The following is a 20,605-nucleotide window of genomic DNA, read 5'->3' as shown; positions in this document are numbered from 1 at the left end:
AAGGGCCGCCTCCCCGTGTCGGGGAAGCGGCCCTTCTGCAGAACCACAGGTGCAGCGGTACTAGATGTTGAAGCCGAGCGCGCGCATCTGGTCGCGGCCGTCGTCAGTGATCTTCTCCGGACCCCACGGCGGCATCCAGACCCAGCTCAGCCGCCAGTCATCCACGACGCCGTCCAGCGCCTGGCCGACCTGCTCTTCGAGCACGTCGGTCAGCGGGCAGGCCGCAGTGGTCAGCGTCATGTCGATCAGCAGTGCGCCGTCGTCGGCATACCGCAGCCCGTAGAGCAGACCAAGGTCAACAACGTTCACGCCCAGCTCGGGGTCGATGACGTCCTTCAGGGCCTCTTCAACGTCCTCCAGGGACGTCTGGGCCAGATTCGACTCACTCATCATCTGCTCCTTGGCAGTTGTTGCGGACAGGGGTTAAGCCTAGGCCTTCAGGGCGTTGGCGGTAGCGGTGGCCGCTGTCGCGTTGGCGCCGGTGAAGCGGTCGTAGCCTTCTTCTTCGAGGCGGTCGGCCAGCTCGGGGCCGCCCTGCTCGGCGATCCGGCCGTCAACGAACACATGGACGAAGTCCGGCTTGATGTAGCGCAGGATCCGCGTGTAGTGGGTGATGAGCAGCGTGCCCATCTCGCCCTTGCTGTGCTCGCGGTTCACGCCCTCGGAAACAACCTTCAGCGCGTCAACGTCGAGGCCGGAGTCGGTCTCGTCGAGGATGGCGAACTTCGGGCGGAAGAGCTCAAGCTGGAGGATCTCCACGCGCTTCTTCTCGCCGCCGGAGAAGCCTTCGTTGACGTTGCGCGACGCGAAGTCGGCGTCGATGCGCAGCTGGGACATGGCTGCCTTGACGTCCTTGGTCCAGTGGCGCAGGGACGGCGCTTCGCCGTCGAGTGCGGTCTTGGCGGTGCGCAGGAAGTTGGTCATCGTCACGCCGGGGACCTCAACCGGGTACTGCATGGCCAGGAACAGGCCGGCGCGGGCGCGCTCATCAACGCTCATGTCCAGGACGTCGGCGCCGTCCAGGGTGATCGAGCCGCTGTCGACGAGGTAGCGCGGGTGGCCGGCAATGGTGGAGGCCAGGGTGGACTTGCCGGAACCGTTCGGGCCCATGATGGCGTGCGTCTCACCGGTGTTGATGGTCAGGCTGACGCCCTTCAGGATCTGCTTGCGAACACCCTGATCGGTCTCAATGCTGACGTGAAGATCCTTGATCTCAAGAGTAGACATACGAGTTACGCTTTCTCCTTTGCACGCTCTGGTGCGTATTTAAGCTTCAAAAAGTGTGGGGGGTGCAGCCGCGTTTCCCGGGAGCCGTGCGGCTCCCGGGAAACGCCTGCTAGCTCTCGACGGTGGCGAGCTCGCGCTCGACGGCCTCCGTGAGGCGCTCTTCCAGGGCCGGAACCTTGATCTGCTGGATGATCTCGTTGAGGAATCCGCGGACCACCAGGCGGCGGGCAACATCCTCGGGGATGCCGCGGGCCATCAGGTAGAACAGGTGCTCGTCGTCGAACCGGCCGGTGGCGCTGGCGTGGCCGGCACCCTCGATCAGTCCGGTCTCGATTTCCAGGTTCGGCACGGAGTCGGCACGGCCGCCGTCGGTCAGCAGCAGGTTGCGGTTGACCTCGTACGTGTCGGTTCCTTCAGCTTCCTTGCGGATCAGGACGTCGCCTACCCAGACGGTGTGCGCGTCGCGGCCCTGCAGGGCTCCCTTGTACATGACGCGGGACTTGCAGTTCGGGACCGCGTGGTCAACGAACAGGCGCTGCTCCAGGTGCTGTCCGGCGTCGGCGTAGTAGAGGCCGAACATCTGGACGTCACCGCCAACCGCCGTGAACTTCGACGACGGCGTGATGCGCACCAGGTCGCCGCCGAGGCTGATGACCACGTGCTTGAACTTGGCGTCGCGGCCGATCTTCGCGTACTGGGCGGAGGCGTGAACGCCGTCGTCATCCCAGTCCTGAACGGAGACAACGGTGAGTTCAGCGCCGTCGCCGACGACGATCTCAACGTTCTGCGAAAGCGTGGCCGATCCCTTGTGGTCCAGGACCACCACTGCCTTGGAGAACTTCTCCGCGGTGATGACGATGTGCTGGGCCGCGGGATCCTTGCCGGCGCCGGTCATGGTCAGCGTGACGCTGCCGTCCACCACGGTTTCGGCCGGGATGGTGACTGCGGTGGCCTCGGTGAAGGCTTCCCAGGCGGCAGCTGCCACCAGGTCTTCGGGGATGCCTGCGGAACCGATGCGGGCATCGGTGCGGGCGATGTTCTCCACGATCACGCCGTCGGGGGCCACAACGGCCACCTCGGGCGCGGTGCCGGTGAGTTCAGCGGTGTGCAGGCCGCGCAGGCGCTTCAGCGGGGTGAACCGCCAGTCTTCTTCACGTCCGGTCAGTTTGCCGAAGTCGCCGCGGTTATAGGAGGTCAGGCGTCCGGCGCGTGAGCTGTCCGGAATGCCTGCCCCTGCGCCGTGGCTGTGGGACTTGCTGCTGTCGCCGCCGAGGATCGCGGAGGATTCGTTCAGCGGAGAGAGGTTCTCGCCCTCTTCGGTGAAACCGTCAATCCGGACGCGGTTGTCCCCGGAGGGGGCACCGATCCTGGCTTTGACGCCCTCTACGGTTTTGCTGACCTGTTCGGTCACGGTTTCGACGACGTCGTTAAGCTTCGACATTAACCGACGGCTCCTTCCATCTGGAGTTCGATGAGGCGGTTGAGTTCAAGGGCGTATTCCATCGGCAGCTCACGGGCGATCGGCTCGATGAAGCCGCGCACGATCATGGCCATGGCCTCGTCCTCGGGCAGGCCGCGGGACATGAGGTAGAACAGCTGTTCTTCGCTGACGCGCGACACCGTTGCCTCGTGGCCCATGGTGACGTCATCTTCGCGGATGTCCACGTACGGGTACGTGTCCGAGCGGGAGATGGTGTCCACCAGCAGGGCGTCGCAGCGCACGGTGTTGGCCGAGTGCTTGGCACCTTCGCGGACCTGGACCAGGCCGCGGTAAGCGGCACGGCCGCCGCCGCGGGCCACGGACTTGGAGATGATGGAGCTCTTGGTGTTGGGGGCGATGTGGACCATCTTGGATCCGGTGTCCTGGTGCTGGCCCTCGCCGGCAAAGGCGATGGACAGCGTTTCACCCTTGGCGTGCTCGCCAACCAGGTAGACCGCCGGGTACTTCATGGTGACCTTGGAACCGATGTTGCCGTCGATCCACTCCATGGTGGCGCCCTCGTGTGCAATGGCCCGCTTGGTGACCAGGTTGTACACGTTGTTGGACCAGTTCTGGATGGTCGTGTAGCGGACGCGGGCGCCCTTCTTCACGATGATTTCCACGACGGCGGAGTGCAGCGAGTCCGAGGTGTAGATCGGCGCCGTGCAGCCTTCGATGTAGTGGACGTAGGAGTCCTCGTCGGCGATGATCAGCGTGCGCTCGAACTGCCCCATGTTTTCCGTGTTGATGCGGAAGTAGGCCTGCAGCGGGATCTCCACGTGAACGCCCTTGGGGACGTAGACGAAGGAGCCGCCGGACCAGACAGCGGTGTTCAGCGAGCCGAACTTGTTGTCACCCACCGGGATGACGGTGCCGAAGTACTCCTGGAACATTTCCGGGTGTTCCTTCAGCGCGGTGTCGGTGTCCAGGAAGATGACGCCCTGGCGTTCCAGGTCCTCGCGGAGCTGGTGGTAGACAACCTCGGACTCGTACTGCGCTGCGACGCCGGAAACCAGGCGGCCGCGCTCAGCTTCGGGGATGCCGAGCTTCTCGTACGTGTTGCGGATGTCCTCGGGGAGGTCTTCCCAGGTGTTGGCCTGCTTCTCGGTGGAGCGCACAAAGTACTTGATGTTGTCGAAGTCGATGCCGGAGAGGTCTGCGCCCCAGGTCGGCATGGGCTTGCGGGAGAAGTACTTCAGGCCCTTGAGTCGAAGGTCCAGCATCCACTGGGGCTCGCTCTTTTTCGCCGAGATGTCCCGGACGACTTCCTCGCTGAGTCCGCGGCGCGCGTTTGAACCCGCGACGTCGGAGTCTGCCCATCCGTACTCGTAGGTTCCAATGCCCTCAAGTTCGGGGTTCTTTTCCAGGATGTCTGAAATCACAGACTCCGGCACCGATGAGGGCGCCGTTGACTTCTGGGTTACTTGATCCGTCATCACGGCCTTTCTTGCTGATGAATGGATGTGGACTGGTTGGTTGCGGCGCGCACGGGTAGGCGCGTCACAGACCCGGTTCGACCCACGGGGATGTGGGTCGTACAAACGTGACCCCCGCGGGAGAGTGTTGACAGCCGCCGGACATCGACGTCCAGCAGGCGGGCGAAAACTTCGGTTTCCTTGTCGCAGAAGACCGTGTAGGCGGTGGCAAGTCCCTGAATCGGGCAGTGCCCCTGGCACAGCTGCACGCTGAGCAGCGTGCTGGGCTGCTTTGCCGTGCCGATCATGGTGGTCGATCCGACAAAGCCGTCCTTCGTCAGTTCCGCCGCCAGGGCCTGCGCCTTGTCGGCGATCGCGGGTCCGGCTGCTTCAACCACCGGCCGGTAGCGCTCTTCCATCCGGGCGAAGCGGTCAGCGGCGAACTTCTCGATGGCCCCGGGCCCGGCAGCCAGCCCCAGCTGGCGCAGGGCCTCGGTGGCGATGTCCAGGTAGTCATTGCCAAGATATGCCTGGCCCTGCGGGCTCAGCACGTAACGGCGAGCCGGACGGCCGGCGCCCGACGACGGGGTGCTGACCCGCTTGACCTCGATCAGCCCCTTGGCGGAGAGGGCATCAAGATGCCGGCGCACAGCAGCAGGCGTGAAGCCCAGCCGTTCGCCGAGTTCCGCGGCGCTCACGGGGCCGTGTTCCAGCACTGCACCCAGGACGCGGTCCCGGGTACGTTCCTCCGCTTCGCGGGCTGCTGCCGGCTTGGCCACTGCCTCCGGCTCAGAGTTGCTCATAGAATACACAACACAAGCATGACCTAATCTGTTCCCGCATGCCACTAAGGACAGGCTTCCCATCGCCGGAGTGCCCCGCGGCGTCCGCCGCCGCCGGGTGCATCCTCCAGTACTACCTAACGTAGAATATGACGGTGCCTAACGACGAACCCTGCCTGACCATCAAAGGCCTGATTAAGGACTGCGGTCCGGTAGCCGGTCTCGACGGCAAAATGATCCGGGTGCTGGCCGGCGTGGATTTCACCGCGCGCCGCGGCTCCGTCACCGCCCTGCTGGGCGCCAACGGCGCCGGCAAGACCACCACGCTGGAATGCGCGCAGGGCCTGCAGCCCATTAACGGCGGCGAGGTCCTGCTGCTGGGGCAGGCTCCCTACGGGGCCGGAGCGGATCTCCGCAGCCGAGTGGGCGTGATGCTGCAGGACGGCGGCCTTCCCCCGTCGGCACGGCCGGTCCCCCTGCTGCACCACATCGCTTCCATGTACGCGGACCCGCGTCCCGTGGAGGAGCTGGTGGCCCGTCTCGGCATCGGCAGCTTCGCCAACACCAACATCCGCAGGCTCTCCGGCGGACAGAAGCAGCGCCTCGCCATGGCGGCCGCCCTGATCGGCCGGCCGGAGGTCCTGTTCCTGGACGAGCCGAGCGCCGGACTGGACCCGCAGTCGCGGCAGATTGTCTTTGACCTGATTTCGGAGCTCCGCGCCGAGGGCCTGGGCATCATCCTGACGACCCACCTGATGGACGACGCGCAAAAACTCGCCGACTACGTCTACATCATCGATGCGGGCAAGACCGTTGCGCAGGGCACAGTCGCCGAGCTGACCGCCCAAACCGGCGAGCTTGCCGACCAGCGGCTGCTGACCTTCGACGCCGCCCCGGGACTGGACCTGGCCGCCGTCGGGCTCGTCCATCTGGCCGCTGCTGAACCGGTGCCCGGCCACTACACGCTGCGCGGTGCGATTACGCCCGCGGATGTTGCCGCCCTTTCCGCCTGGTGGGCCCGGCTGAATCTCCTTCCGTCCGCCATCCACATGGCCTCGCGGTCCCTGGAGGATGTCTTCCTCGACCTTTCCGGAAGGGAAATCCGATGAGCGCTCCCGCCTCGCTGCCCGTGCGCATCCTTAATCAGGGGCGCTACGAGGCCATCACCATGCTCCGCAACGGAGAACAGCTGATCCTGGCCGTCTTCCTGCCGCTGATGGCGCTGGTGGCGCTGTCCGTGACGCCCATCCTGGACGGGTTCGCCGGTTCCCGCATCAACATCGCGACGCCGGGGGTCCTGGCCCTGTGCGCCATGTCCACTGCCTTCACCGGCCAGGGCATCGCCACCGGGTTCGACCGGCGCTACGGCGTCCTGCGGTTCCTGTCCACCACCCCGCTGGGCAAGGCCGGGCTGATCGCCGGCAAGGGAATCGCCGTCGTCGCCGTTCTGGCCATCCAAGTGGTGGTGGTGAGCATTGTGGCCGGCTTCCTCGGCTGGCAGCCGTCCTGGGCGGGCATTCCGCTCGGGCTCGTCTCCCTGCTGCTCGGTGCCGCCGCGTTCACCGCGCTGGGGCTGCTCGTGGCCGGCACCGTCCGACCCGAGGCAACGCTGGCCATCACGAACCTGCTCTGGATACTTCTGGCGGCTGCCGGCGGTATCATCATCCCGGCGGTAAGCCTGCCGGAGATGCTGCAGCCGTTCGTGGAAATCCTGCCGTCGGCCGCACTGGGTGAAGCCATGCGGTCCGCACTGCTCGACGCCACATTCAATATCCCCGCCACGCTGATCCTGACCGCGTGGACAATCCTGGGTGGCCTTGCTGCTGTCCGCTGGTTCAAATGGAGCTAAATTCCGTGTCATCTGCATCCCCCGGTTCCTCCCCCGCCGTCCCCCAGGCCGGGTCCCCGGACGCGTCATCGCCCGCTGCGTCGCCCGCAGCGGGAAAAACAGTCCGCACTCTTGCCGTTGCAACGCTCGTTGCCAATATTGCCATCGTGGTCACCGGTGGCGCGGTGCGGCTGACCGCTTCGGGACTGGGCTGCCCGGAATGGCCGCTGTGCACCCCGGACTCCCTGACCACCACGCCGGAAATGGGTGTCCACGGGATCATCGAGTTCGGCAACCGCCTGCTGACCTTCGTGCTGGCCGCCATCGCCTTTGCCATGGTGTTCAGCGTCTGGAGCGCCCGCGCCGAGCGCCGTGACCTGTTCCGGCTCTCCATCGTCCTGCTTGCCGGCATTCCCGCTCAGGCGCTGCTGGGCGGCATCACTGTGTGGACGGGCCTGAACCCCTGGATCGTGGGCGGGCACTTCATCCTGTCGATGTTCCTCATTGTGCTGGCCACCGTGCTGGTCAACCGCGCCTGGCTGACCCCGGCCCAGCTGGCCGGCACCAACGGACCGCTGGCCACCCGCACGCTGCGTCCGCTGCTTGGCGCACTGGGTGTCCTCTCGGCGCTGGCCGTGGTGCTCGGCGTCGTCGTCACCGGTTCCGGACCCCACGCCGGGGACCACGGCGCGGCGCGCAACGGGCTGGATCCGGACCTGATGACCCGCATCCATGTGGTGCCCGTGTACATGCTCGTGTTTGCCCTCGCCGTAGCCCTCTACCTGGTGTTCCGGCATGCCGCTGACGGCCGGCTGCGCCGTTCGCTGCTGCTGCTGACCGCCGTCGTGCTGGCCCAGGCCGTCATTGGCTACGCGCAGCACTTCCTGCACCTGCCGATCGTGCTCGTGGGACTGCACATGCTCGGCGCGTCGCTGCTCACCGCTGCGGCCGCACACGTGGTCTTCACCGGCTTCTCCCGCCAGGTTCCGGGGAAGGATGCCGGTGCTGCTTCCGGCACCGCTGCCCCGGTCCGCTCAGGAGCCGCCGCTTCCGAGACGGACGTCCGCCGGTAGGCCGCCGGCTCACGCCGCCGCACTGGGGCGGGCGCTGCCTCAGCGCCACACCATGGGCCGGATTCCTTCGGGAGTCCGGCCCATGGTGCTTTTATCCTGTGCTGCTTTGCCTGCCGGCTGCAGCGGAACATCTTTCCCGCCCGACACGCCGCGTTCACCTCAGGCCGCACCACTTCTGCTGCCGCTCCGGGAGTCTGCTGCCGTTCGGGAATTCTGCTGCCGCTCCGCAGTACCAGCCCAAAATGGCAGGGATATCCCAGCGTGGCAGCGGAAGTGGCGCTAGATCGCGGGAGCCCGCGGCCCGTTGGTGCATCTATCGTGCAGATCGCGGGCTCTCCCACATTCCTTAGTGCAGATAACGGGACCAAAACCCCTGTTTTGGACGTTTTTACCCCCTGATCTGTACGAAGGATCTGGCCAAGGCCCCTGAACTGCACGAAGGATAGCGCACACAAAAAAGAACCCCGCACGCAAAAAAGGACCGGAGTTTCCTCCGGTCCTTCAAGGTTCCGCGGCCCGTCGATGAAATGTCCGCCGGGCCCCTGTAACCCGAACCCGCGGGCTAGAGCAGCGGGCCGCCCACAAACGGATCGACGGCCAGGGCCAGGAACAGGATCGTCAGGTAGCTGATCGAGCCGTGGAAGACCTTCATGGCGGTCTTGTCGGTGATCTCCCCGCGCTGCGCCCGGTTGTGCAGGCGATGGGTTTCGGCAAGGAACCACACACCGCTGAGCACGGCGGCCAGGGTGTAGACCCAGCCGGCGCCGCCCACGGGAACCAGCAGCAGCGAGCAGGCCACGGTGGCGTAGGCGTAGAGCACAACCTGCACCGAAACCAGCTTGGCGCCGGCCACCGCGCCGAGCATCGGCACGCTGGCGTTGCGGTAGTCCTCGCCGTACTTCATGGACAGCGGCCAGTAATGCGGCGGCGTCCACAGGAAGATGATCATGAAGAGGATGAACGCCGGCCATTCCACCCGGTTCGTGACGGCGGCCCAGGCGATCAGCACCGGCATGCAGCCGGCGGCGCCGCCCCAGACAATGTTCTGGGTGGTGCGGCGCTTGAGGATCAGGGTGTACAGCACGACGTAAAGCAGGATGGCGCCCACGCCCAGCAGCCCGGTGAGCGGGTTGGCACCGAACCACAGCAGGGCGATGGAAACAACGCCCAGGATCCAGGCGAAGACCAGGGCCTCCCGCGGAGACACTTCCCCGGTGACCAGCGGACGACTCTTGGTCCGCTTCATCAGCTTGTCCATGTCGCGGTCGATGTAGCAGTTGAAGGCACCGGCACTGCCGGCCGCAAGGGCTCCGCCCACCATGGTGGCGACAACGAGCCACAGGCCCGGCAGCCCCCGCTCAGCGAAGATCATGGTCGGCAGGGTGGTCACCAGCAGCAGTTCGATGACGCGCGGCTTGGTCAGAGCCACATAAGCCCGGAGCTTACGGCCTGCCGTCATCTTGCCGGTGTACACCGGAAGGTCGGCGGGGGCTTGCTGCGTTGTCACGGGGCGATCACATCATCCAATCTGGGCCGGAAAAGTCCACCATCATCATAGCCTCTATCGGCTGTAGAAAACGAAGCCCTGCACTGCCGCGCCTGCACGGGGTCCGGACAAGGTCCGGACAGGGCCTGCACAAGCGCACCAACACGGCGGAAGTCCCGCTGAAGGAAACGATACGCCCATAGGTCCTGCCCACGGGATAAGGTTGGAGCGGACCTTTCCCGCGGCGGGTAAATTGCCGCTGGGCAGCACCATGCAGGACAAACATGCCACACCCCGGTATGGATTCTTCGGATCCGACTGTTGTGGTGGTTAAGAACCGTATGCACTGGAAGAACCAGCGCGTTCAGGAGTCTCCGGCGTTTGACGCGCCGGTCATCTGTAGTAGAGAGGGGCCCGGTAAACGTGCCACATATGGAAGAGCAAGAACTGATCTGGACAGACCTGGACCGGAAGGCCGTGGACACCGTTCGCGTTCTGGCCGCCGACGCCGTCGAAAAGGTCGGCAACGGACATCCGGGAACAGCCATGAGCCTGGCACCGGCAGCCTACCTGCTGTTCCAGAAGCTGATGCGCCATGATCCGTCAGATCCCCAGTGGACCGGCCGGGACCGCTTCGTCCTCTCCCCCGGGCACACCTCGCTCACGCTCTACATCCAGCTCTTCCTCTCCGGCTACGGGCTGGAGATCGAAGACCTGGAGTCGCTGCGCACCTGGGGCTCCAAGACCCCCGGCCACCCGGAGTACCGCCACACCGACGGCGTGGAGATCACCACCGGCCCGCTCGGCCAGGGCCTGGCCTCTTCCGTGGGCTTCGCGTTCGCCCAGCGCCGCCTGCGCGGCCTGCTCGACGCCGACGCGCCGCAGGGCGAGAGCCCGTTCGACCACACCGTCTGGGTCATTGCCTCCGACGGCGACCTCCAGGAGGGCGTCACCTCCGAGGCCTCCTCGCTGGCCGGCCACCAGGAGCTGGGCAACCTCGTGGTGATCTACGACGAGAACCACATCTCCATTGAAGATGACACCGACATCGCCTTCACCGAAGACGTCCTCAAGCGCTACGAAGCCTACGGCTGGCACACGCAGCGCGTGGACTGGACCAAGACCGGCGAGTACGTCGAGGACGTCAACGAGCTTTACTCGGCACTCCTCGCTGCCAAGGCCGAGACCAGCAAGCCCTCCATCATTTCGCTGCGGACCATCATTGGCTGGCCGGCACCGAACAAGCAGAACACCGGAAAGATCCACGGTTCCGCGCTGGGCAAGGACGAAGTTGCCGCCCTGAAGGAAGTTATGGGCTTTGACCCGGACAAGTCCTTCGACGTGGATCCCAAGGTCCTGGAGCACACCCGCCGGGCCGTGTCCCGCGGCGCCGAGGAGCACAGCGAGTGGAACAAGGGCTTCGAGGCGTGGAAGGCGGCAAACGCCGACGGCGCCGCCCTCCTGGAGCGCATCAGCAACGGCACGCTTCCGGCGGGCTGGGAAAAGGCGCTGCCGGAGTTTGATGCCGGCAAGGACATGTCCACCCGCGCCGCTTCCGGCAAGGTCCTCTCCGCCATTGGCCCGGTGCTTCCCGAGCTGTGGGGCGGTTCCGCCGACCTGGCCGAATCCAACAACACCACCATCGAAGGCTCCCCGTCCTTCATCCCGGCGTCAAAGCAGACCAGCACCTGGTCCGGCAGCCCGTACGGACGGGTGCTGCACTTCGGCATCCGCGAGCACGCTGCGGCATCGATCGTCAACGGCATCGTCATGCACAGCGGCACCCGCGCGTTCTCCGGCACGTTCCTGATCTTCAGCGACTACCAGCGTCCCGCCATCCGCCTCGGCGCCCTGATGGGTGTTCCGGCCATCTATGTGTGGACGCATGACTCGATCGGCCTGGGCGAGGACGGCCCCACCCACCAGCCGGTGGAGCAGCTGGCCTCGCTGCGCGCCATTCCGGGCCTGGACGTTGTCCGTCCCGGCGACGCCAATGAAGTTGCCGTGGCCTGGAAGACGATCCTGGAGAACACCGAAAACCCCGCCGGCATCGTGCTGACCCGCCAGAACATCCCCACGTACGAGCGCGGCGACGGCGCAGCCACGGCCGAGACCTTCGCTTCCGCCGAGGGCGTCTCCCGCGGCGGTTACGTCCTGGCGGAGGCTGTCCGGGACGGTTCCGTGGTGACCCCTGACGTCATCCTCATCGGCACCGGCTCCGAGGTCCAGCTCGCCGTCGAGGCCCGCGAGGCCCTGGCAGCCGAGGGCATCGCCGCCCGCGTGGTCTCGATGCCCAGCGTTGAGTGGTTCAACAAGCAGGACGCGCAGTACCGCGAATCCGTCCTGCCGAAGAACATCAAGGCACGCGTGTCGGTGGAAGCCGGAATCGCCCAGGGCTGGCGCGAGCTGGTCGGCGACGCCGGCCGCAGCATTTCCCTCGAGCACTTCGGCGCCTCGGCGGACTACAAGACCCTTTACCGCGAGTTCGGCATCACCGCCGAGGCCGTTGCGGAAGCCGCCCGGGATTCCCTGGCTGCTGCCCACGGCTCGGACACTCCTCCGGCCGGCACCTCTGCCGCGCCGTCGGGCGGAGAATCCACCGAAACCGGCGACCAGAAGTAATTCCAGCAACAAGGAGACAATTCATGACTTCCACTCCCACCGCGCAGCTTTCCGAAGCCGGCGTATCCATTTGGCTGGACGACCTGTCCCGCGAACGCATCGTCTCGGGGTCCCTCAAGAACCTCATCGACAGCAAGAACGTTGTCGGCGTCACCACCAACCCGAGCATCTTCGCTGCCGCGCTGGCCAACGGCGAATCCTACGCCGCCCAGGTGCAGCAGCTCTCCCGCTCCGGCGCCGACGTTGACAAGGCCGTCTTCGAAATCACCACCGACGACGTCATCCAGGCATGCGACGTCTTCGCCCCCGTGGCCGAAGCCACCTCCGGCGTTGACGGCCGCGTTTCCATCGAGGTTGACCCCCGCCTCTCGCGGGACACCGAAGGCACCATCAAGGAAGCCCGCGAGCTGTTCGACAAGGTCGGCCGCTACAACGTGCTGATCAAGATTCCGGCCACCAAGGAGGGCCTCCCGGCGATCTCCGCCACGCTGGCCGCCGGCATCAGCGTCAACGTCACGCTGATCTTCTCGCTGGAGCGCTACCGCGAGGTCATCAACGCCTACATGGTCGGCATCGAGCAGGCCAAGGAAAACGGACACGACCTGTCCACGATCCACTCGGTGGCTTCCTTCTTCGTTTCCCGCGTGGACAGCGAAATCGACAAGCGCCTGGACGCCGTCGGCACCGATGAAGCCAAGGCGCTCAAGGGCAAGGCCGGACTGGCCAACGCCCGCCTGGCCTACCAGGTCTTCGAAGAGCAGTTCGCCACCGAGCGCTGGGCCGTGCTGGCTGCCGCCGGCGCCAACGCCCAGCGTCCGCTGTGGGCCTCCACCGGCGTGAAGGATCCGGCGCTGCCGGACACCCTCTACGTCACGGAGCTCGTTGCCCCGCACGTCGTGAACACGATGCCGGAGAAGACCCTGGACGCCACGGCGGATCACGGCGTCATCACCGGGGACACCGTCACCGGCACCTACGCCGCGGCCGGTGCCCTCTTGGACGAGCTGGACCGCCTCGGAGTGTCCTACACCGACGTCGTGGAGCAGCTGGAAACCGAAGGCCTGGACAAGTTCGTGGTCAGCTGGGGAGAACTCCTCGAGACCGTGAAGACCGCACTGGACACCGCAAAAGAGGCATAAGCAAATGACCACACTGTCCTTCGAAGCAGCCGGAGCCGCGCTGGCCGCCGTCGAAAAAAACGTACCTTCCCTGGTGCGGAACGACGTCGCCGCCCGTCTCCTCGCCCAGGACCCCACGCTGTGGGGTCCCGACGCCGAAGCGGAGGCTTCCGTCCGGCTCGGCTGGTTGAACCCTTCCGAGGCGTCCCGGCCGCTCGTGGGACAGATCCGCGGGCTCCGGGAAGAACTGGCCGCCGAGGGAGTGACCCGCGTGGTCCTCGCCGGCATGGGCGGTTCTTCCCTGGCACCGGAGGTCATTACCCGCACCGCCGGAGTGGATCTGACGGTGCTGGATTCCACCGACCCGGATGCCGTCCGGGCCGCACTGGAGAGCCGGCTGGAGGAGACGGTCATTGTGGTCTCCTCCAAGTCCGGTTCCACCGTTGAGACAGATTCCCAGCGCCGGACGTTCGAGCAGGCGTTCACCGACGCCGGGATCGACGCCAAGTCGCGCATCGTGATCGTCACCGACCCGGGCTCCCCCCTGGACAGTGCCGCCCGCGAGGCCGGCTACCGTGCCGTCTTTAATGCCGATCCGAACGTCGGCGGCCGCTATTCGGCGTTGACGGCCTTCGGCCTGGTGCCCTCCGGCCTGGCCGGAGCCGACATTGAGACGCTGCTGGACGACGCCGAGGACGCACTGGAAATCCTCAGTGACAATGCGGCCGACAACATCGGCCTGCAGCTGGGCGCCGCCCTGGGCGGCACCTCGCCGCTGCGCAACAAGGTGGTCATCGTTGATGAAGGATCCGGACTGGTCGGGTTCCCCGACTGGGCCGAGCAGCTCATTGCCGAGTCCACCGGCAAGCTCGGCACCGGCCTGCTGCCCGTCGTCGTCGAACCCGGCGCGCCGGAAATCACGTCGCGTGCCGCCGATGTGCTGACCGTCCGCCTGGTGGCTGTGGACTCCGACGCCGCACCCGAGGGAGATCAGGCAGTGGTTGCCGGCACCCTCGGCGGCTCCATGATGCTCTGGGAAGTGGCCACCGCCGTCGCCGGCCGGCTGCTGGGCATCAACCCCTTCGACCAGCCCGACGTCGAGGCGGCCAAGAAGGCCGCCCGCGGCATGCTGGACGCGCGCCCCGAACCCACGGCGCCCGCCTTCACCGACGGCGCCGTGGAGGTCCGCGGCCCGGCCGAGCTGCTGGGCAACGCCACCACGCTCCGGGAAGCCCTCGCCGCCCTGACCGGCCGGCTGGGTTCCGACGGCTACCTGAGCATCCATGCCTACCTGGACCGGTTCCGGCAGGCAGAGCTCGCCGGCATCCGTCCTGAACTTGCCGCTGCCACCGGACGTCCGGTGACCTTCGGCTGGGGACCGCGGTTCCTGCACTCCACCGGACAGTTCCACAAGGGCGGCCCGGCACAGGGCGCCTTCCTGCAGATCACCGGCGAGCCGGGCGAGGACCTTCCCATTCCGGGCCGTCCCTTCACCTTTGGTGAACTGATTTCCGCCCAGGCCGCCGGAGACGCCAAGGTCCTCGCGGACCAGGGCCGTCCGGTCCTGCGCCTGAACCTGCTGAACCGGGAACAGGGCGTTCGCGAGCTGGAAGACGCCGTGCGTTCGCTGGTCCGCGAAGACGGGATCAGCTAGATGGCGGATGACAGGACAGGGTCCGGCAACCCGCTCCGGGATCCCCGCGACCGGCGGCTCAGCCGCATTGCCGGCCCCTCGTCGCTGGTCATCTTCGGCGTGACCGGCGACCTGGCCCGGAAGAAACTGATTCCGGCCGTCTACGACCTGGCCAACCGCGGCCTGCTGCCGCCCAGCTTCTCGCTGGTCGGCTTCGGCCGCCGGCCCTGGAGCCACGAAGACTTCGCGGCCCGGGTTCTGGAATCCGTCCGGGCCCATGCCCGCACCCCGTTCGACGAGAACGTGTGGAAGCAGCTCTCCGAGGGCATCCGGTTCGTCGAGGGCGGCTTCGACAGCGACGAGGCCTTCGTTCATCTCAAGAGCACCCTCGAAGACCTCGACGCCGAGCGCGGCACACGCGGCAACCACGCGTTCTACCTCTCGGTTCCGCCGAAGTCCTTCGAAGAGGTTTGCCAGCAGCTTTCCCGGAACGGGCTTGCCGAGACCTCCCAGGGCAAATGGCGCCGGGTCGTCATCGAAAAGCCTTTCGGCCACGACCTGAAATCGGCGCGTGAACTGAACAACGTCGTGGAGTCGGTGTTCCCGGCGGATTCGGTGTTCCGCATCGACCACTACCTGGGCAAGGAGACGGTCCAGAACATCCTGGCCCTGCGTTTCGCCAATCAGATGTTCGAACCGATCTGGAACTCCAACTTCGTTGACCACGTCCAGATCACCATGGCCGAAGACATCGGCATCGGCGGACGGGCCGGCTACTACGACGGCGTCGGCGCGGCCCGCGATGTCATCCAGAACCACCTGCTCCAGCTGCTGGCGCTCACTGCCATGGAGGAGCCCATCTCCTTCGACGCCGACCACCTGCGCGCGGAGAAGGAAAAGGTGCTCGCCGCCGTCCGGCTTCCCGAGGACCTGTCCAAGCACTCAGCACGCGGCCAGTACACCGGCGGCTGGCAGGGCGGAGAAAAGGTCACCGGCTTCCTGGAGGAAGAAGGGTTCAACCCGGATTCCACCACCGAGACCTTTGCCGCCGTCCGGCTGGACATCAACACCCGCCGCTGGGCCGGGGTTCCGTTCTATCTGCGGGCCGGCAAACGGCTGGGCCGGCGCGTCACTGAAATCGCCGTGGTGTTCAAGCGTGCGCCCAATCTGCTCTTCCGCGACCACAACGACCACGACTTCGGCCAGAACGCCATTGTGATCCGGGTCCAGCCGGATGAAGGCGCCACCATCCGCTTCGGATCCAAGGTGCCGGGCACGCAGATGGAGGTCCGGGACGTCTCCATGGACTTCGGATACGGCCACTCCTTCACGGAGTCCAGCCCGGAAGCGTACGAACGCCTCATCCTCGATGTGCTCCTGGGCGAGCCGCCGCTGTTCCCGCGGCACCAGGAAGTTGAACTGTCCTGGAAGATCGTCGACCCGTTCGAAGAGTACTGGGAGTCCCTGGGCACCCAGCCGGAACCGTACGCTCCCGGCAGCTGGGGTCCGGACTCCGCCGATGAACTGCTCGCCCAAGACGGAAGAACCTGGAGAAGGCCGTGATTGTTGAACTGCCGGACACAACAACGTCCAAGGTATCCAAGGAAATTGTCGCCATGCGCGAAAAAGGCGGCGTGGTGACCCTGGGACGCGTGCTGACCCTGGTCGTCGACACCCAGCCCGACTTCGTCGAGGAGGCCATCGCCGCCGCCAACGAAGCCAGCCGGGAACATCCCTGCCGGATCATCGTGCTCGCCGAGGGCTCCCCGACGGATGAAACGAGGCTCGACGCCGAGATCCGTGTCGGCGGCGACGCCGGCGCCTCCGAGGTCATCGTCCTCTCCGGGCACGGCGAGCTCTCCGGGGAAAGCGTTTCGCTGGTCTCGGCGCTGCTGCTGCCGGATGCTCCCATCGTCGTCTGGTGGCCCCACGGCGTCCCGGAAAACCCCTCCCGGACGCCACTGGGCAGCATCGCCCACCGCCGGATTACCGACGCCGCGACCGAGGCCGATCCCAAGAAGGCGCTGCTGGCGCTGGGCGACGACTATGCCGACGGGGACACCGACCTGAGCTGGACCCGGCTGACCAACTGGCGGATCCAGCTGGCGGCGGTGCTGGACGGTGCAGGGGCGGATCCGGTGTCCTCGGTGACGGTGGCCGGCGCGTCGGATTCCGCCAGCACCTTCCTGCTCGCGGCCTGGCTGAAACACGCGCTGCGGGTTCCGGTGAAGATCGTCGAGGGCGAGCCTGGCACCGGCATCCACCAGGTGGTCTTCACCCGGGCCGGCGGCAACGTTGAGCTGCTCCGCCCGGACCAGATTACGGCGCACCTGACCCAGCCGGGCCAGCCGGAACAGCAGATCTCGCTGCCGCGCCGCAACCTCCGCGACTGCCTGGCCGAGGAGCTGCGGCGGCTGGACCCCGACGAGGTTTACGGTGAAGTACTGACGCAGGGGCTGGCAGCCTGCCTGTCCCAGGAAGGGGCTAACGCATGAAGCACTCACCCAACGGAGTGAGCATCCACCCGAATGTCGAGGCCCTGACCGCGGCGACCGCTGGCCGGCTGATCACCAAGCTGGTGGACGTGCAGAGCCGGCGCGGGGAAGCCACGGTGGTGCTGACCGGCGGCACCGTGGGAATCGCCGTGCTCGACGCCGTCTCCACGGCCCCGGCCCGGGTTGCCGTGGACTGGTCCAAGGTGAACTTCTGGTGGGGCGACGAACGCTTCCTGCCGGCGGACTCCCCCGACCGCAATGCCGTGCAGGCCCGCGGTGCCCTGCTGTCACGGCTTCCCGTGGACCCCGCCCGGGTGCATCCGGTTCCCGCGTCCGACGACGCCGCCTCCGTTGAGGACGCGGCGGCCGGCTACGCCCGCGCATTGGCCGCAGCTGCCGCGCAGGAGGACCTGCCGTGGGGCGTGAAGTCCCGGGACCCCAGGCTGCCCCGGTTCGACGTGCTTCTGCTGGGGGTTGGCCCCGACGCACACATCGCCTCGCTGTTCCCCGAGATGGCCGGCGTTCGCACCACCGGAGAAACCGTGGTGGCCGTGCGCAACGCTCCCAAGCCGCCGCCGGAGCGGGTGTCGCTGACCCTGGAGGCGATCAACACCGCCGAAGAGGTGTGGCTGACCGTCGCCGGCGAGGACAAGGCCGGTGCGGTGGGCCTGGCCCTGGCCGGCGCCGGACCGGTCCAGGTACCCGCCGCCGGAGCACGCGGACTGATCAAGACCCGCTGGCTCATCGACCAGGCGGCCTCCTCCCAGCTGCCCGACCGGCTTCTGGACCCCGAGGGCTCCGGGTCCGGCACCGGGAACTAGCCGGCAGACGAAAGCCCCGGGGATCCTTGCGGATCCCCGGGGCTTTTGACGTTCTGTCCGCAGGTGCCTCTGGCAGTGGCTATGCTTCGCCTAAGCTTCGCCGGAGAAGCGCTGGATCAGGCCCAGGGCGACAATCACGGCTCCCCACGAGAGTCCCAGGATGACGGTGAAGCGGTTAAGGTTCTTTTCGGCAACCCCGGAGGAACCCATGCTGCTGGTCATGCCGCCGCCGAACATGTCCGACATGCCGCCGCCCCGCCCCTTGTGGAGCAGGATGAGCAACGTCAGCAACAGGCTGGTGATGGCAAGAAGAACCAACAGGATAATCTTCAGAATTTCCACTTACGGCCTTTCGGGGGTGACTCATGGATTGGAGACACTGCTGCGGTGCAGGTCAGCTGCAAATCAGTCGGTCACCAGGTGTTGTTCGAACCTGACAATATTAGCAAACTCGGTGACATCCAAACTGGCGCCGCCCACCAGCACGCCGTCGACGTCGCGCTGCTTCAGAATGCTTGCCGCATTTGCTGCCTTCACGGACCCCCCGTAGAGCAGGCGGGTCTTGGCGGCAACGGCGTCGTCGTACAGGTCAGCGATTTCGCTGCGGATGGCTGCGCACATTTCCTGTGCGTCTTCGGGGCCGGCCACTTCGCCCGTGCCGATGGCCCAGATCGGTTCGTAGGCGATCACCAGGCTGGAAACCTGCTCGGCGTCAAGGCCGGCCAGGTCGTTGCGGACCTGCTCAAGGGTGTGCTCCACGTGCTGGCCCGACTGCCGGATTTCCAGCCCTTCGCCCACGCAGAGCACCGGCACCAGGCCATTGCGGTAGGCGGCCTTGAGCTTTGCGTTCAGCAGTTCGTCGGTTTCGCCGTGGACGGTGCGGCGTTCGCTGTGGCCTACCAGGACATACTTGCAGCCCAGCTTGGACAGGAAGGCACCGGAGATGTCGCCGGTGTAGGCGCCGGAATCCTGCGGCGAGAGATCCTGTGCACCGTATTCCAGGTCAAGCTTGTCGCCCCGGATCAGGGTCTGGACGCTGCGCAGGTCGGTGAACGGCGGGAAGATCGCCGCCTCCACACGGTTGTAGTCGTGCTGCGCGTCCTTGAGCGTCCACGCCAGCTTCTGCAGGAGGGTGATGCCCTGGACATGGTCCATGTTCATCTTCCAGTTGCCCGCGATCAGCGGTGTCCGATCAAATTTGCCGTTGGTCGAGGTAGTCATCATCGCTCCGGTTTCTTAGGTGGTATGGGATTGGTGGGATCTGTCCGGGCGGGGAAGGGCGGACATGACAGTGCGGGCCCGCAGCCGTGAGGCAGCAGGGCCCGCACCGGATGTTACTGGTTGAGGACGGTCAGCCCCGGCAGTTTCTTGCCTTCGAGGTACTCCAGCGAAGCACCGCCGCCGGTGGAAATGTGCCCGAAGTCGCTGTCGCTGAAACCGAGTTTGCGGACAGCGGCAGCGGAATCGCCGCCGCCCACCACCGAGAAGCCGTCGGAGTCCTTCAGCCCCTGCGCGATGGCGCGGGTGCCGTTGGCGAACGCGTCAAACTCGAAGACGCCCATGGGACCGTTCCAGAAAATGGTGCGGGCGGAGCGGATCTTTTCGGCGAAGGCGGCAGCGGAATCCGGGCCAATGTCCAGTCCGGTGCCGGAGGCAGCAAACCGGCTGTTCTCGATGGCGTCGGCCGGGACCACTTCGGAGTCCGCATCGGCCGCGAACCTGTCAGCAACCACGATGTCGGTGGGCAGCACGAATTCGCAGCCCATCTCCTTGGCGCGGCTGAGGTAGCCCTTGACGTTCTCGATCTGGTCCGCCTCCAGCAGCGAAGCGCCGACCTTGAAGCCCTGCGCGGCGAGGAAGGTGTACACCATGCCGCCGCCGACGAGCAGGTAGTCTGCGCGCTCCATGAGGTTCTCGATCACGGCCAGCTTGTCCGAGACCTTCGAGCCGCCGAGAACGACGACGTAGGGCTGCTCGGGGCTCTCGGTGAGCTTCTTCAGGACCTCAACCTCGGTGGTGACCAGGTCGCCCTGGTAGGCGGGCAGCACCTCGGCGATGTCGTAGACGCTGGCGTGCCTGCGGTGCACCGCACCGAAAGCATCGTCCACGTACGATCCGCTGTTGTCCGTCAGTCCGGCAAGTTCGCGGGCCAACGCCAGGCGGTCGTCGTCGTTCTTCGACGTTTCGCGCGGATCGAACCGGATGTTCTCCAGTACCAGGACGGAGCCCGGTGCCAGCGAAGCCGCCAGCGCGTGGGCGCTTTCACCCACCACGTCGGCGGCGAACTCGACTGCGAACGGTGCGAGTTCGTCCAGCCGGTCAGCGGCGGGCTTCAGCGAGTACTTCTCCTCCGGCGCGCCCTTCGGCCGCCCCAGGTGCGCCATGACGATCACCTTGGCTCCGTGCTCCACCAGTTTCCCGATGGTCGGGATGGACGCACGGATGCGTCCGTCGTCGGCCACCCGGCCGTTGTCCAGCGGCACATTCAGGTCCGAGCGGACCAGCACATACCGATCATTGACGCCGTCGCTGATCAGTTCCTCGAGAGTCTTGACTGTCATGTCTACCTTTACGTCCCTTGCGGGCATTGGGGGTGGGGCTGTGGATCGGTTGTGGACGGGACGT

General features: G+C 66.3%; 18 protein-coding genes. 9 read left to right on the top strand and 9 right to left on the bottom strand.

The window, feature by feature from the left end; translation table 11 throughout:
• Positions 1–60: 60 nt before the first annotated feature.
• The 5 genes from QNN99_RS07125 to QNN99_RS07105 form a co-directional block, all read right to left on the bottom strand.
• The gene (locus QNN99_RS07125) at positions 61–390 is read right to left on the bottom strand and encodes a metal-sulfur cluster assembly factor (protein ID WP_229965736.1); all 330 of its coding nucleotides are present in this window, start codon (positions 388–390) and stop codon (positions 61–63) included.
• Positions 391–429: 39 nt separating this feature from the next.
• Positions 430–1,227 (bottom strand): Fe-S cluster assembly ATPase SufC, encoded by a 798-nt coding sequence (gene sufC, locus QNN99_RS07120; protein WP_229965735.1) that lies wholly within the window; start codon positions 1,225–1,227, stop codon positions 430–432.
• Positions 1,228–1,336: 109 nt separating this feature from the next.
• Positions 1,337–2,668 (bottom strand): Fe-S cluster assembly protein SufD, encoded by a 1,332-nt coding sequence (gene sufD, locus QNN99_RS07115; RefSeq protein WP_229965734.1) that lies wholly within the window; start codon positions 2,666–2,668, stop codon positions 1,337–1,339.
• Complete coding sequence (gene sufB, locus QNN99_RS07110) at positions 2,668–4,143, bottom strand: Fe-S cluster assembly protein SufB (protein WP_229965733.1); 1,476 nt, start codon at positions 4,141–4,143, stop codon at positions 2,668–2,670. The genes sufD and sufB overlap by 1 nt, the downstream gene beginning before the upstream one ends.
• Positions 4,143–4,925: a helix-turn-helix transcriptional regulator gene (locus QNN99_RS07105; RefSeq protein WP_229965732.1), complete on the bottom strand. Its 783-nt coding sequence runs from the start codon at positions 4,923–4,925 to the stop codon at positions 4,143–4,145. The genes sufB and QNN99_RS07105 overlap by 1 nt, the downstream gene beginning before the upstream one ends.
• 134 nt (positions 4,926–5,059) lie before the next feature.
• Between QNN99_RS07105 and QNN99_RS07100 the strand changes: the two genes are divergently transcribed.
• From QNN99_RS07100 to QNN99_RS07090, 3 genes are read left to right on the top strand one after another with little or no spacing between them, the layout of a single operon-like run.
• Positions 5,060–6,013, top strand: a complete 954-nt coding sequence (locus QNN99_RS07100; RefSeq protein ID WP_442860490.1) for an ABC transporter ATP-binding protein — start codon at positions 5,060–5,062, stop codon at positions 6,011–6,013.
• Complete coding sequence (locus tag QNN99_RS07095; protein ID WP_229965730.1) at positions 6,010–6,753, top strand: ABC transporter permease; 744 nt, start codon at positions 6,010–6,012, stop codon at positions 6,751–6,753. The genes QNN99_RS07100 and QNN99_RS07095 overlap by 4 nt, the downstream gene beginning before the upstream one ends.
• A 5-nt stretch (positions 6,754–6,758) precedes the next feature.
• Positions 6,759–7,805, top strand: a complete 1,047-nt coding sequence (locus QNN99_RS07090) for a COX15/CtaA family protein (protein ID WP_229965729.1) — start codon at positions 6,759–6,761, stop codon at positions 7,803–7,805.
• Between the two features lie 562 nt (positions 7,806–8,367).
• On the opposite strand, the gene QNN99_RS07085 is transcribed toward QNN99_RS07090, so the two are convergent.
• Positions 8,368–9,264, bottom strand: a complete 897-nt coding sequence (locus QNN99_RS07085) for a heme o synthase (protein ID WP_229965799.1) — start codon at positions 9,262–9,264, stop codon at positions 8,368–8,370.
• A 459-nt stretch (positions 9,265–9,723) separates the two neighbouring features.
• Here QNN99_RS07085 and tkt point away from each other — a divergent pair, with 459 nt between their 5' ends.
• Genes tkt through pgl form a run of 6 tightly spaced genes read left to right on the top strand, consistent with a single transcriptional unit; the run spans position 9,724 to position 17,980 of the window.
• Positions 9,724–11,913 (top strand): transketolase, encoded by a 2,190-nt coding sequence (tkt, locus tag QNN99_RS07080; protein WP_229965728.1) that lies wholly within the window; start codon positions 9,724–9,726, stop codon positions 11,911–11,913.
• Positions 11,914–11,936: 23 nt separating this feature from the next.
• The gene (gene tal / locus QNN99_RS07075) at positions 11,937–13,052 is read left to right on the top strand and encodes a transaldolase (protein WP_229965727.1); all 1,116 of its coding nucleotides are present in this window, start codon (positions 11,937–11,939) and stop codon (positions 13,050–13,052) included.
• A 4-nt stretch (positions 13,053–13,056) separates the two neighbouring features.
• Positions 13,057–14,685 (top strand): phosphoglucose isomerase-related protein, encoded by a 1,629-nt coding sequence (locus tag QNN99_RS07070; RefSeq protein WP_229965726.1) that lies wholly within the window; start codon positions 13,057–13,059, stop codon positions 14,683–14,685.
• Entirely contained in the window at positions 14,686–16,227 is a 1,542-nt protein-coding gene (zwf, locus tag QNN99_RS07065) for a glucose-6-phosphate dehydrogenase (protein ID WP_229965725.1), read from the top strand.
• Positions 16,224–17,159 carry a glucose-6-phosphate dehydrogenase assembly protein OpcA gene (locus tag QNN99_RS07060; RefSeq protein ID WP_229965724.1) on the top strand — a complete coding sequence of 312 codons (936 nt, stop codon included), beginning with the start codon at positions 16,224–16,226 and terminating at the stop codon, positions 17,157–17,159. Before zwf ends, QNN99_RS07060 begins: the two co-directional genes overlap by 4 nt.
• Entirely contained in the window at positions 17,156–17,980 is an 825-nt protein-coding gene (pgl, locus tag QNN99_RS07055) for a 6-phosphogluconolactonase (RefSeq protein ID WP_229965723.1), read from the top strand. Before QNN99_RS07060 ends, pgl begins: the two co-directional genes overlap by 4 nt.
• A 90-nt stretch (positions 17,981–18,070) precedes the next feature.
• Here the strand turns inward: pgl and secG are convergent, their stop codons facing one another.
• The 3 genes from secG to QNN99_RS07040 all read right to left on the bottom strand — a co-directional run bounded on the left by secG (position 18,071) and on the right by QNN99_RS07040 (position 20,541).
• Positions 18,071–18,322: a preprotein translocase subunit SecG gene (secG, locus tag QNN99_RS07050; protein WP_229965722.1), complete on the bottom strand. Its 252-nt coding sequence runs from the start codon at positions 18,320–18,322 to the stop codon at positions 18,071–18,073.
• A 63-nt stretch (positions 18,323–18,385) separates the two neighbouring features.
• A complete protein-coding gene (tpiA, locus tag QNN99_RS07045; protein ID WP_229965721.1) occupies positions 18,386–19,201 on the bottom strand; it encodes a triose-phosphate isomerase in 816 nt (271 codons plus the stop codon).
• A 113-nt stretch (positions 19,202–19,314) separates the two neighbouring features.
• On the bottom strand, positions 19,315–20,541 hold the full coding sequence (locus QNN99_RS07040) for a phosphoglycerate kinase (protein ID WP_229965720.1): 1,227 nt from the start codon (positions 20,539–20,541) through the stop codon (positions 19,315–19,317).
• Between the last annotated feature and the right edge of the window lie 64 nt (positions 20,542–20,605).

The sequence above is a fragment of the Arthrobacter sp. zg.Y820 genome (assembly GCF_030125555.1).
Taxonomy (GTDB): Bacteria; Actinomycetota; Actinomycetes; order Actinomycetales; family Micrococcaceae; genus Arthrobacter_B.
Note: the sequence above shows the minus strand (reverse complement) of the source record. Positions and strands in the feature narration are given on the sequence as shown.